At 72.4% G+C, this 12,795-nt stretch carries 11 protein-coding genes; 3 read left to right on the forward strand and 8 right to left on the reverse strand.

Features of this window, described 5'->3' with window-relative positions; translation table 11 throughout:
* Positions 1-151 precede the first annotated feature (151 nt).
* The gene (locus tag ACGFSH_RS34135) at positions 152-1,165 is read right to left on the reverse strand and encodes a Gfo/Idh/MocA family protein (RefSeq protein WP_393355488.1); all 1,014 of its coding nucleotides are present in this window, start codon (positions 1,163-1,165) and stop codon (positions 152-154) included.
* Positions 1,166-1,359: 194 nt separating this feature from the next.
* On the opposite strand from ACGFSH_RS34135, the gene rfbA reads away from it, so the two are divergent.
* A complete protein-coding gene (rfbA, locus tag ACGFSH_RS34140) occupies positions 1,360-2,229 on the forward strand; it encodes a glucose-1-phosphate thymidylyltransferase RfbA (protein ID WP_389780865.1) in 870 nt (289 codons plus the stop codon).
* Between the two features lie 59 nt (positions 2,230-2,288).
* On the forward strand, positions 2,289-3,365 hold the full coding sequence (locus tag ACGFSH_RS34145) for a nucleotide disphospho-sugar-binding domain-containing protein (protein WP_393355491.1): 1,077 nt from the start codon (positions 2,289-2,291) through the stop codon (positions 3,363-3,365).
* A 247-nt stretch (positions 3,366-3,612) separates the two neighbouring features.
* On the opposite strand, the gene ACGFSH_RS34150 is transcribed toward ACGFSH_RS34145, so the two are convergent.
* Positions 3,613-4,788, reverse strand: coding sequence for a glycosyltransferase (locus ACGFSH_RS34150; protein WP_393355493.1), 1,176 nt, complete (start codon positions 4,786-4,788; stop codon positions 3,613-3,615).
* A gap of 270 nt (positions 4,789-5,058) precedes the next feature.
* Between ACGFSH_RS34150 and ACGFSH_RS34155 the strand changes: the two genes are divergently transcribed.
* Positions 5,059-5,295, forward strand: coding sequence for a hypothetical protein (locus ACGFSH_RS34155; protein WP_256920761.1), 237 nt, complete (start codon positions 5,059-5,061; stop codon positions 5,293-5,295).
* Between the two features lie 158 nt (positions 5,296-5,453).
* Here the strand turns inward: ACGFSH_RS34155 and ACGFSH_RS34160 are convergent, their stop codons facing one another.
* From ACGFSH_RS34160 to ACGFSH_RS34185, 6 genes are all read right to left on the reverse strand, one after another.
* Positions 5,454-7,406: a multicopper oxidase family protein gene (locus ACGFSH_RS34160; RefSeq protein ID WP_393355495.1), complete on the reverse strand. Its 1,953-nt coding sequence runs from the start codon at positions 7,404-7,406 to the stop codon at positions 5,454-5,456.
* A 93-nt stretch (positions 7,407-7,499) separates the two neighbouring features.
* Complete coding sequence (locus tag ACGFSH_RS34165; protein ID WP_393355497.1) at positions 7,500-9,278, reverse strand: ABC transporter ATP-binding protein; 1,779 nt, start codon at positions 9,276-9,278, stop codon at positions 7,500-7,502.
* A 64-nt stretch (positions 9,279-9,342) separates the two neighbouring features.
* Positions 9,343-9,480 carry a hypothetical protein gene (locus ACGFSH_RS34170; protein ID WP_393355499.1) on the reverse strand — a complete coding sequence of 46 codons (138 nt, stop codon included), beginning with the start codon at positions 9,478-9,480 and terminating at the stop codon, positions 9,343-9,345.
* Between the two features lie 164 nt (positions 9,481-9,644).
* The gene (locus ACGFSH_RS34175) at positions 9,645-10,538 is read right to left on the reverse strand and encodes an ABC transporter permease (RefSeq protein WP_393355501.1); all 894 of its coding nucleotides are present in this window, start codon (positions 10,536-10,538) and stop codon (positions 9,645-9,647) included.
* Positions 10,525-11,367 carry an ABC transporter ATP-binding protein gene (locus ACGFSH_RS34180; RefSeq protein WP_393355503.1) on the reverse strand — a complete coding sequence of 281 codons (843 nt, stop codon included), beginning with the start codon at positions 11,365-11,367 and terminating at the stop codon, positions 10,525-10,527. Before ACGFSH_RS34180 ends, ACGFSH_RS34175 begins: the two co-directional genes overlap by 14 nt.
* Before the next feature lie 36 nt (positions 11,368-11,403).
* Positions 11,404-12,510, reverse strand: coding sequence for an aliphatic sulfonate ABC transporter substrate-binding protein (locus tag ACGFSH_RS34185; RefSeq protein ID WP_393355505.1), 1,107 nt, complete (start codon positions 12,508-12,510; stop codon positions 11,404-11,406).
* Positions 12,511-12,795 lie beyond the last annotated feature (285 nt).

Below are 12,795 nucleotides of genomic sequence, written 5' to 3' on the forward strand. Positions count from 1 at the left end.
GCCCCCCGTGGCACCGGGCCCCCCCGCGCGGGGGCCCGGGGGGGGGGGGGGGGGGGCCGCCCCGGGGGCCCCCCCCGGGGGGGGGGCGCCCGGGGCCCGCCGCCCGCCGTACTCGTCCTCCCGCACGCGAGGGGGCCTCACCGGGCCTGGCTCACCGGGTCCGCCCGCCGAGGGCCTGCGCGCGGACGTCCTCCATCAGCCGCGCCTGCCGCACCAGTTCACGGTGGTGGCGCGACCGGGCCGCCGGGTCGCGCACGGCGTCGTGGAACGTGGTGAACACGCCGACGAACTGGTCCGAGGCCGGGGCGAGGATCTGCGTCTCGCGGTCCTTCTGCTGGAGCCGCAGCACCGGGCGGGCGCCGACCGAGGGCGTGAACGCCCACTCCAGGACGAGCCGCCCCTCGCTGCCCCACAGCTCGTAGGCCGACCGGTAGCCGTGGGACAGGCCGAAGGAGCAGCTCGCCGTGACGCCGTCGTCGTCGCCCAGCAGCGCCGCGCCGGAGACGTCCACGCCCAGCTCCGGATCCGACGTCAGGCCGGCGCCCAGGACCCGCGCCGACGGCCCGAGGTACTCCTGGGCCGCGCGCACCGGGTAGCAGCCGACCTCCCACAGCGCCCCGCCGCCCAGGTCGGCCTGGTACTTGATCCCGCGCGGATCGGTCGGCGGAATGCCGAACATCCCGTGGTACGAGCGCAGCCGGCCGATCGCGCCGTCGTCCACCAGGGCCCGCGCCTGCGCGTGCTGAGGGTGCCGCAGGAACGCGAAGTTCTCCATGACGACCAGCCCGCGCTCCTCGGCGAGCGCGACGAGTTCGCGGGCCGTCCCCTCGGCGGGCACCGCGGGCTTCTCCAGCAGGACGTGCTTGCCCGCCTCCAGCGCCCGGTGCGCCCACTTGGCGTGCTCGCTGTTCGGCAGCGGGATGTAGACCGCGTCGATGCCGGGCAGTTCCAGGAGCCGCTCGTAGCCCTCGACGGCCGCGCAGCCGGCGGCGGCCGCCGCGGTCTCGGCCTTCTCACGGGAACGGCTCGCGAGCGCCACCAGCCGGAACGGCGAGCGGCCGATCGCGGGGAGGGCCCGGCGCACGGCGATGTCGGCGCATCCGATGATGCCGATACCGGCCCTCTGCTCGGATTCGAGAACGGGCGTCAGATCTTCGATTTCCACAGGTCCACCTAAACGACGACAGTAAATGCGCATGCCTGAACCGGTATGCCGTCAGCCTGAGTAAGCAGAGCCATGCCTGTCAACAAGGACGCTATTCGAAGGGAGGGCGCCGGGGAGCCTTTCGGCCGGATGGCCGACGCCGATAAAGTGCGAGCACTGCCTAATTGGCACGAAGTTACTGAGGAGGCGCCACGGTGAAGGGCATCATCCTGGCCGGCGGCAATGGCACGAGGCTCCATCCGATCACTCTCGGGGTCTCCAAGCAAATGCTCCCGGTCTACGACAAGCCGATGATTTACTACCCGCTTTCTGCACTGATGCTGGCGGGGATCACCGAAATCGAGATCATCACCACGCCCGAGGACTCGGAGATGTTCCGGCGGCTGCTGGGCGACGGCTCCTGGCTGGGCATCACCCTGACCTACGCGGAGCAGGACAAGCCCCGTGGGCTCGCCGACGCGTTCCTGGTCTCCGCGGACCACATCGGGGACGACTCCGTCGCCCTGGTGCTGGGCGACAACATCTTCCACGGCTACGAGTTCGGGCCCATGCTCCAGCGGGCCGCGCAGGACATCAAGGGCTGCGTCCTGTTCGGCTACCCGGTGCGCGACCCCGAGCGCTACGGCGTCGGCACCCTCGACGAGCAGGGCAGACTCATCGCCCTGGAGGAGAAGCCCACCGATCCGCAGACCAACATGGCGATCACGGGGCTGTACCTCTACGACAACCAGGTCGTCGACATCGCCCGGCAGCTGCGGCCCTCCGAGCGCGGCGAGCTGGAGATCACCGACCTCAACCGCGTCTACCTGGAGCGCGGCGAGGCCCAGCTGATCCCGCTGGGCCGCGGTTTCGTCTGGCTGGACACCGGGACCCACGACGCGCTCATGGAGGCCGGGGACTACGTCCAGGTGCTGGAACACCGCCAGGGCGTGCGCATCGCCTGTCTGGAGGAGATCGCCTGGCGGATGGGCTACATCGACCGGGAGTCCTGCTACCGGCTCGGCAGCCGCCTCGCCCACTCCTCCTACGGCCGGTACGTCATGGAGATGGCCCAGGCCGGCTGACCGGCCCCGCACCGCGTACCGCAGCCCCCGCGATCCCCAACGGAAGAAGTGCGACAGCCATGAAAATACTGTTCACCGTCGGTGGCAGCCAGGCGGCCGTCTTCGGCGTCGCCCCCCTCGCCGCCGCCGCCCGCAACGCCGGCCACGAGATCCTGCTGGCCGCCGACGAGCCGCTGATGGCGGCCGCACAGTCCGTCGGGCTTCCCGCGGTCTGCATCACCCCCGAGCGGATGCGCTACGGCCAGGACGGCATGACGGCCGCCGTCCGCATCGACGCGCTGCTCGACCTGACCCGGCAGTGGAGCCCCGACCTGGTCGTCGGCGGCCTGTCCCACGTCCCCCGGGTGCTCGCCGCCAGCCTCAAGGTGCCCTACGTCCGCCACATCTGGCACATCGCCCCGATGGCGCGCCGGGACCGCACGGCGGTGGCGGAGCTCCAGCCGCAGCTGGAGCGCCTCGGGCTGACCGAGCTGCCGCCGCCCGACCTCTTCATCGACCTGTGCCCGCCGGCGCTGCGCCCGCCCGGCGCCCCCGCCGCGCGGGCGATGCGCTGGGTCCCCCGGGTGAGCCAGCGCCGGGTCGAGCCGTGGATGTACACCCGCCCCGAGGGCCGCCGCCGGGCGCTGATCACCGCCGGCACCCGCAACCTGCTGCTGGACACCCCCGGCGCCTCGCTGAGCGGCCTGGTGGACGAGCTGACCGGGGCCGGGGTGGAGGTGCTGATCGCGGCGCTCCCCGAGGCCGCCGAGCGCTACGGCCCGCGACTGGGCGATGTGCGCATCGGTTGGATCCCGCTGGACGTCGTCGCCCCCACCTGCGACCTGGCGGTCCACCACGGCGGCGCCACGACGGCCATGACGCTGATCAACGCGGGAGTGCCCCAGCTGATCGTCCCCGACAACGGCTACGGCAAGGCCGTCGCGGAGGCCGTCAGCGGTTTCGGCGCCGCCGTGCTCGTGGACCCGCACCGGCCGCAGGAGGGACGCGGCCAGGACGAGGCGGTCGTCGCCGGCTGCCGCGAGATCCTCGAGGACCCGCGGTACGCGGAGCGGGCCCGTGCCGCGGCGGCGGAGGCCGCGGCGCTGCCGACCCCGGACGAGGTGCTGCGCGAGATCGAGGCCCTCGCCGCACGCTGACCGCGCACGCGCACTCCCGCACACGCACGACGGGAACGGCAGGGACGGCCGGGCCGAAGCCCGGCCGTCCCTGCCGTTCCCGTCGTTCCCGACGACCCTGCCCACGCGCCGTCTCCCCGGCCGCGACCTCCGCACCGCCACCGCCGCCCCCGCATACACGCGCGCGACGCCGGTCGCCCCGGGACCCGCGGAGGTGTCCTCCGCGGTCCCGGGGCGACCGGCGTCGCCGGGGCCGGCGTGCCGGCCGTCAGACCAGCGCCTCCAGCTTGGGCACGATCTCGGCGGGCGTGGGCAGCGTCGAGATCTCCTTGGCGATGAACTGCGTCCGCTCCGTGTAGCTCGGGTTCTCCAGCAGCTCCTTGCAGGCCGCGGCGATCACCTCGCCCGGCGCCTTGTCGGGCTCCTGCGCCTGCGGCCACAGCGTCTTGCCGGCGCCGAAGTCGGTGATGGCCTTGGCGATGGCCTCCCGGTGGTAGTTCGGCGGGAACTCCGGCGGGTTCTCCGGGATGACCAGCTGCGGCACGCCGTTGGCCATGAGCGTCGTGGCGGTGGTAGCGCCGCCGTGGTGGACCGCCAGGTCACAGGTGGCGGCGGTGACGTCGATCGGGATCCAGCCGACGCGCGCGTCACCCAGTTCCGCGCCGAAGCGCTCGACCGCGCCGGGGTTCGACGCGATCAGCGGCTCGGCGCCCAGCTTGTTCAGCTCCTTGACCAGCAGCGGCATGGACCAGCCCGGGTCGCGGAACATCAGGCTGCGGAAACCGGAGGTGATCACCACGCGCTTGCGTCCCTCGGGGCGGGTGTACATCCAGCGCTCCAGCCGGCGCTGCGGGTTGCTGGGGATCCAGCGCATCGGCTGCGCGTCCGGGTCGTGGGACGGCCGCATCGACGGCGGAGTGGAGTCCAGGAGCAGATCGGGCTTGAGCAGCCCGTCCACGCCGAGGCGCTCCATCTCCGGCCGCAGCTCCGCCTCGGCGCCCGGGTCGATACCGGTGAGCGGGATGCCCAGGTACTCGATGTGACGCACGTAGGGGACCTTCAGATGGGCGGCGAGCAGCATCGCGGCGTAGCTCTGCGAGCTGCCCACCACCACGTCCGGGGTCCAGTCCTTGGCCAGCTCCAGCAGGGACTTCACCCCGGCCAGCCCCATCTGCGCGAAGCCGCGGCCCTGCCCGAACATCTCCTCGTCGCCCAGCTCCCGGGGGAAGCGCAGCCCCTTGCCCGGGTTGCTGATCCGCATGAAGTGCCGGATCGGGTCGACGGTGAAACAGAAGGTGGGAAGGCCGATGGCCTCCGCGGTCTCCACCCACGGCTCGTGGGCGGCCAGCACGACTTGGTGGCCCGCGTTGCGCGCGGCCGTCGCCAGCGGGGCAGCGGCATAGTAGGTGGCCTGACTGCCCGTGGTTATGAACAGGATTTTCATGGCACTCCGGATGCTTTTCGTGGGATGCGGGCCTGCGGCAATTGCGAACAGTTCCAATGGTCCGCAGCACTGCCTTTCCCTGTCAAACACCGGCAATTAGCAACCCCGTTCAATCGCGGATTTCCCGCAGTTGAACGCGGTATTCTCCGGACTTCGTTGCGCACTCTCCGACCGCTGACCATCATGAGGTCGGTACGTGTGGCCAGGAAGCCTCAGAAACCGGATAGCGAAAGTCGGTGGCACATGAACAGCCTGATCTACGAAGCCCGGATGGCTCTCCGTGACGTCATGGAAGTGAACATCTACAGCCAGGGCAACGACAAGGTCTATCTGACCGTTTTCCCGGAGCTGGTCTGGGAGGGCACCGAGAAGACGCAGCCGGAGAAGGTCGTGCAGAACGTCATCGGCCGTCTGCACGACATGGACCTGGACGTCGCCGACGGCGACGCCTCCGTCCGGACGCTGCTGGACGCCGGCGCCGTGGAGATCGTCCGCAAGGCCGCCTGACCGCGCCGGCGGCCGGCGCCCCCGGGCTTTCGCCGCGCACGGCGCCCCGCGTGCCCGGCCCCGCCCCGTCCGCCCCTCCGAGTGCCCGCGCCGACCACCGCCGCGGGCACTCCTCGTGCCGCCCCTCGTGCCACCCGGGGGCCCGTCCGCGGCGGCCGTCAGTGGTGGCCTTCCGCATGGCCGCCCGCGTGGCCGGGGCCGGCCGGGGCGACCACGAGCGGGCGCGTCATGTGCTGCTCGTGCTCCAGCATGTGGCAGTGGTGCACCCCCCGGCCGACGACCGGGAAGCGGACAGCCACGGTGACCAGCTCGCCCGGGGTCCCGTTCGGGCCGGGCCGGATCTGGCCCGCCGTGCCCACCCGGACGACGTCCTTCACCCCGCGCTCGTGCGGCTCCAGCTCCGCCGCCCCCAGGTACGCGACGGGCCTTGCCGAGCCGCGGACCGTCCGGTCGAACCCGGTCACGTCGTAGGTCTCGCGGGACAGCACGTGGAAGTGGGCCAGGTGGATGTGCATGGGGTGCGGGGAGGCGGCGAGGTTGAGGTACTTCCAGATCTCCGTGCCGCCGTGCGCCACGGTGAACGTGCGGCCGTCGTCGTAGCCCATGGCCGTCCGGCGCAGCGTGGTGACGCTCCCCGCGGCGTCCTTGACCTGGACGATCCCGGCGGCGGGCAGCGTGAGGCCCGCCGCCTCGCTCTCGGGGACCTCCTCCATCTCCCACAGCTCTGGCATGTTCGCCGAGCCCGGCCCGGCCAGCACCACCCACCGCGGGGCGCTGTCGTGCGGCAGGTCGTGGTGGGTGGGCCGCTCGAAGGTGGGCGACAGGACGGCGGGCGGCGTGAACCGGCCGGCGGACCCGCGCCCGGCGACCCGGAACTGCATGACGTCGGGTTCCAGCAGGTCGTTGCGGGGGCTGGACTCGCCGGGCGGCACGCCGTCCATCGTGTTGACGAGTTTCAGGGACCGGCCGCGGAACGCGCTGAAGTCGACCAGGACGTCGGCGCGCTCGCCGGAGGAGAGGTTGAGCGCCCCGTCGACCGGCAGCGGCTTGTCGATGAGGCCCTGGTCGGTGCCGATGACGTGGAAGGCGCCGGGGACGGGCCGGCCGTCGGCCAGCAGCATCAGCCGGTAGATGCGGGAGTTGGCCGTGTTGACGATCCGGAACCGGTACCAGCGCGGCTCGACCTCCAGATAGGGCCAGATCACGCCGTTGACCAGGGTGTAGGGGGCGGCGTGGACCCGCATGAGCTTGGTGCCGACCATCTCCACCTTGTGCACGAGGCGGCCGGTGAGCGCGCCCGAGTCGTCCAGGGCGAAGTTGCGGTCGGCGAGGACCAGCGGCACCTCGTGCCGGCCCCTGGGCAGGCCCAGCGCCCGCTCCTCCTCGTCGCGGCAGACGAACAGTCCGGCGAGTCCCGCGTACACGCTGAAGCGGCTCACGTGGTGCGTGTGGTCGTGGTACCAGAGCGTCGTGGCGGGCTGGTCGTTCGGGTAGGCCGACAGCTGCACGTCGCCGGGGCCCGTCAGGTTCTCCATCCAGCCGTCGTTGCCGCCGCCGGTCAGCATGCCGTGCAGGTGCACCGCGGCCCACGGCTGGAGGCCGGCCACGCCGGGGACCTCCTGGCAGCCCCGGGTACCGGGGTAGTTGGTCAGCGGGTCGGGGGACGGGCCGCCGGGCTGGCCGAAGTCGACGGCGGTGACCGGGACGCTCCCCGTCAGGTGGTTCTCCCAGGCGACCCGCAGCCGGCGGCCGCGGACCGCCTCGATGGTGGGGCCCGGGTGGCTTCCCTCGTACGTCCACATCCGTACCGGGGGCAGCTCCGAGTGCACCCGGACGTCGGCGGTGCGCATGCGCACGGTCAGCTCGTCGTGGCCGCCGCGGGCGACGGGCCGCAGCACCGGCGGGGTGCGCAGCGGGTCCTTGAACTTCGTCAGCATCAGCCCGTCCGCCGACGGCTCGGCGCCGCCGGCGCCGGCGCCCGGGGCGTCCGGCGCGGCGAGGACGGTGTAGGCGGGCACGAGCGCGCCCAGGCCCGCCACGGCGCCGCCGCGCAGCAGGGTGCGCCGCTTGAGGAAGTGTGGGTCCGGTGTTTCGGCAGACGCGGTCTCCATTCGCCGGATGGTAGGCAATGGACGCTGCAGAGCCGCTCGAAGTCCCGTCCAGGCAAGGGACTTTGGCGCCGTCCGCCGGTCGGGGGCCGTGCTCTACACGGCCGCCATCTCGGTGTCCCGGCGGACGAGCGCCGCGTAGTGGCCGCCGAGGGCGAGCAGCTCGTCGTGCGTGCCGCGCTCGGCGACGCGCCCGCGCTCCAGCACGATGATCTCGTCGGCGTTGCGGACCGTCGACAGCCGGTGCGCGACGGTGATGGTGGTGCGGCCCTCGCTCGCCGCGTCGATGGCCTGCTGGACGGAGCGCTCGGTCTGGGTGTCCAGCGCGCTGGTGGCCTCGTCTAGGACGAGGACCGGCGGGTCGCGCAGAATGGCGCGGGCGATCGCCAGCCGCTGCTTCTCGCCGCCGGAGAACCGGTATCCGCGCTCGCCGACCACCGTGTCGTAGCCGTCGGGCAGGGACATCAGGTAGTCGTGGATGTGCGCCACCCGCGCGGCCGCGACGAGTTCCTCGTCCGTGGCGTCGGGCTTGGCGAAGCGCAGGTTGTCGGCGACGGTGGCGTGGAAGAGGTACGACTCCTGGGAGACGACGCCGACCGCCGCGGCGAGCGTGTCGAAGGACAGGTCGCGCACGTCGACGCCGTCGATGGTGACGGCGCCCGAGGTGGCGTCGTACAGGCGCGGGATGAGGTAGCTCAGCGTCGTCTTGCCCGAGCCGGTCTCCCCGACGACGGCGAGGCTGCGCCCGACGGGCACGGTCACGTCGATGCCGTCCAGCGTGGGCCGTTCGGCGCCCGCGTAGCGGAAGCCGACGCCGCGCAGCCGCACCTCGCCGCGCAGCCGCGCCGGCGTCACCGGCCGTTCCGGCTCGGCGACGTCGACGGGCAGGTCGAGGTACTCGAAGATGCGGCCGAACAGCTCCAGGGAGCTCTGGATGTCCAGTCCGATGGTGAGCAGCCGCTGCGCCGGCCGGAACAGGATCTGCTGGAGGGTCGCGAAGGCGACCAGCTCGCCGATGGAGACGGCCATCCGGCCGCCGCTCGCGGTCAGCCCCGCCACCCAGTAGATCACCGCGGGCATGGCCGCCATGACGACCCAGATGGTCGACTGGTACCACAGGCCCGCCGTGCTCGCGCGCACCTCGGTCTCGGTGAGCTTGCGGGACTGCGCGGCGAACGCGTCGCTGAGCGAGCGCGAACGGCCCATGGTGTGGCCGAGCATGATGCCGCTGACCGACAGCGACTCCTGCACGTTGGACGACAGGTCGGCGAACTGGCGCTGCCGCGACCGGGTCAGGACGCGCAGTTCGTCGCCTACGCGGCGGCTCACCCACACGAAGCCCGGCAGGACGACCAGCGACGCCAGCGTCAGCCGCCAGTCGAGCAGGGCCATGGCGGTGACGGTCGCCAGGACCGTCGTCACGTCCGACACCAGCGCGGTCGCGGTGGTCGTCACGGTCACCTGCATGCCGCCGATGTCGTTGGCGATGCGGGACTGGACCTCGCCGGTGCGGGTCCGGGTGAAGAAGGCCAGCGACATGCGCTGGAGGTGGGAGTAGACGGCGGTGCGCAGGTCGTGCATGACCAGCTGGCCGACCCGGGCGGACAGGTACGTCTGCCACACGTTGAACGAGCTGTTCGCGGCCGCGACGACGATCATGCCCAGGGCCAGCAGGGACAGCAGTCCGGTCCGGCCCTGCGGCAGCGCCACGTCGATGATCTCGCGGATCAGGAAGGGGTTGACGAGGGAGACCAGCGACGAGGCCGCGACCAGGAGCGCGACGGACAGCAGGCTTCTGCGGTAGGGGCGGAACAGCTTGAGGATGCGCCGCTTCTGCACGGGGGCGTGGGCAGTGGCCGACCCGGTGGTGGTCACCCTGGTCTCCTTGTCTTCGGTCGGGTCCGGACGAGGGGCGCGCGACGGGAGGCGCGGTGACGCCTCACAGGTCGTCGACCAGCGCGGCCCACCGGACGAACTCCTCCTCCGACACCGGGGGCGGGAAGGGCAGTTCGGCCGGCGGTATCACGTAGTCCGGCCAGGGGTCGGGCAGATGCGCGCCGTACCATCCGAGTCCCATCCACATGACGCCCTCGCCGAGGCTCCTGCCGATCGCCCTGAGGGCGGATGAACGCCGTGCCCGCATGTCGGTCTCCGTTTCGCCGGCCAACCCTTCACCGCCACCTTGGGCGACGCCTCTCAAGAAGCGGCGGGCAATCGGTCGAGCCCCGCTCGAGGCCGCTCTCAGGTACGGACGAGCAGTCCGCGGCTGCGCAGCACCCAGCGTTCCAGCGGGCTGAAGAGCAGGAGGTCGATGGCGATGCCGACGACGAGGATGAGCACGATGGCCTCGAAGACCATGGCCGTGTCGCTGGCGTTGCGGCCGTTCTCCAGCAGCTGGCCGAGGCCGACGCCGAGATCGGGGAAGGACGCGATGATCTCGGCGGCCATGAGCGACCGCCAGGAGAACGCCCAGCCCTGCTGGAGTCCCGCGACGTATCCGGGCAGCGCGGCGGGCAGGGTGACGTGCCAGGTGCCCTTCAGTCCGGTGGCGCCCATGGTGCGGCCGGCGCGCAGGAACAGCGGCGGCACCTGGTCGACGCCGGAGACCAGGCCGTTGGCGATGGAGGGAACGGCGCCGAGCAGGACGACGGCGTACATCATCGAGTTGTTCAGGCCCAGCCAGATCACCGCGGGCGGCACCCACGCCACCGACGGCAGCGACTGGAGTCCGGACAGCAGGGGGCTTATCGCCGCGCGGACGAACCTCACCCGGGCCACCACCAGTCCGAGCGGGGTGCCGATGGCGAGGGCGAGCAGGAAGCCGAACAGGCCGCGGGAGGCGGACGTCCAGATGTAGCCGAGCAGTTCGCCTTTCAGCCAGGCGTCCCGCAGGACGTGCCACACGTCGGCGGGGGCGGGCAGCTTGGCGGGGTCGTCGACGATCCCGAAGGAGACGAGGCCCTGCCAGAGGGCCAGCACCAGCGTGACGGCGACGACGGGCGGCAGGACCGTGCCGGTGAGGACCCGCCGGATCGGCGTGCGCGTCCTGGGCGCGGTCTCCAGTGCGTCCAGGCCCGCCTCCAGGCCGGCGAGGTCGCCGCCCGCGTCCGTGGCGAAGGTGTCAGTGGCGGGCATGGCGGCGGATCTCCTCCCGCAGTTCCCCGGTGATCTCGACGGACAGTTCCGCCACGGCGGCGTCCTCGATGCGGCGCGGCTGCGGGATGTCCACGGTCCACTGGCGGACGACGCGTCCCGGCCGGGAGGACAGCAGCACGACGCGCTCGGCGAGGCGGACGGCCTCGCGCACGTTGTGCGTGACGAACAGGACGGACAGGCGCGTCTCGCGCCAGATGCGGGTCAGTTCGTCGTGCAGCACGTCCCGGGTGATGGCGTCGAGGGCCGCGAACGGCTCGTCCATCAGCAGCAGCCGGCTCTCCTGGGCCAGCGCGCGGGCCATCGCCACGCGCTGGCGCATGCCGCCGGACAGCTCGTGCACCCGCTTTCCGTGCGCGCCCTTCAGCCGGACCAGCTCCAGCAGCTCCTCGGCCCGTTCGCGGCGCTCGGACCTGGGCACGCCCCGCAGACGCAGGGCGAGTTCGACGTTCTTGCCCGCGGTCAGCCACGGGAACAGGGCGTGTTCCTGGAACATCAGCGCGGGACGCCCGTCGGTGTCGATGCGGCCGCGGCTCGGCCGGTCCAGCCCGGCCACCAGGTTCAGCAGGGTGGACTTTCCGCAGCCCGAGGCGCCCAGCAGGGTGACGAACTCGCCGGGGGCGATGTCGAGACTGATGTCGTCCAGCACGAGCTGGTCCCCTGCGGGGCCCTGGAACGACTTCGAGACGTGCGAGATCTGTACGGCGGGCTCGACGGCAGCGGCGGGCCCGGCGGTCCTGCCGTCCCCGTCGGCCCCGGCGGCCCTGATGGTCGCGGCGGCCTCGGCGGCCTCGGCGAGGGTCGTGGTCATGGTCGTCACCTCCTGGTCAGCGGTCGTGGTCCGGGCTCACCGCCGCACGCCGAGCCCGGCGTCGTCGACGGTGGCCTCGCCCTCGGCCGCGAGGACCTTGTTGAGCGGCGTGAGGTCGTAGATGCCCCGCAGGTCGGGGCGCTCCAGCAGACCGGCCCGGACGGCGTGGTCCGCCTGCGCGGCGAGGGTGGCGGCGAGCGGGTCGTCGGTCACCTGCAAGGACTTCCAGGCCCGGGCCATGACGTCGGCGGGCAGCGCCTTGCCGGTGTCGCGGCCGATCTGCTCGTTGGCGGCGGCCCTGGCCTGCTCGGGATGGGCCCCGATCCACCGGTTGGTCTCCACGGACGCCCTCAGCACGGCCTCGACGGCCTTGGGGTGCGCCTTCAGGAACCGCTGCGACACGACGATGTTGGTGGTGGCGAACCGCCCGTGCGGCCACAGCGACGCCTCGTCGAGCAGCACCCTGCCGCCTTCGGCGACCAGCTTCGACGCGGTCGGCTCCGGCACCCACGCGCCGTCGATCGAACCGGCCCTGAAGGCGTCCGGGGTGACCTTGTTGTCGCTGCGGACGAGGGTGACGTCGCCCTTGCCGGTCATCGGGGAGATCTTCCAGCCCTGTCGGGCGGCCCAGTGGAGGAAGGCCACGTCCTGCGTGTTACCGAGCTGGGGCGTGGCGATCTTCTTGCCCTCGACGTCCCGCACGGACGTGATCCTGTCGGGGTTCACGACCAGTCTCACCCCGCCGGACGCCGACCCGCCGACGATGCGCAGGCTCTTGCCGCCGGACTTGGCGTAACCGTTGATCGCCGGCGACGGGCCGATCCAGCCGATGTCGACGGAGCCCGAGTTGAGCGCCTCGATCTCGGACGGACCGGCGTTGAACACCGCGTACTTGACCTCGGTGGCGCCCAGCTCCTTCTGGAAGAAGCCCTTGCGGTTGCCGACCAGCGCGGTGGCGTGGGTGACGTTGCCGAAGTAGCCGATCATCACGGAGTCCAGGCCGTCGGTCTTCCGCGCCTGGGGGTCGATCTTCGCGGCGCTCTCGTCCGTGGCGCGGGACCCGTAGCCGCAGCCGGCGAGGAGCAGCAGCGGCACTGCGGCCAGGGCCGCGAGGGCGCGGCGCGGGGCGGTGGTGGCAGACACGGGGAGGGATCCTCTCGGTGGCCCCGGCGGTCACGGCCGTCCCGGCGCGGGGTCCGCGCCGGTCGGGCCCGGGCCGGGAGGCGGTCGGCGGGCGAGTGCACGAAGCTCGGTGCGACGTCCCGTCAGCCCTGGTCGGGGTGGTCGTCGGACGGGTCCTCGGCCCGTTCGGGGGCGGCGAACGACTCACCGGCCATGCCGGCGGTGAGGGTGGTGCCGTCGGCGGGGTCGATGAGGATGAAGGAGCCGGTGCGGCGGGAGTCGGCGTAGGAGTCGACGGGCAGCGGT

The sequence above is a fragment of the Streptomyces sp. NPDC048481 genome, from assembly GCF_043200075.1.
Lineage (GTDB): Bacteria > Actinomycetota > Actinomycetes > Streptomycetales > Streptomycetaceae > Streptomyces.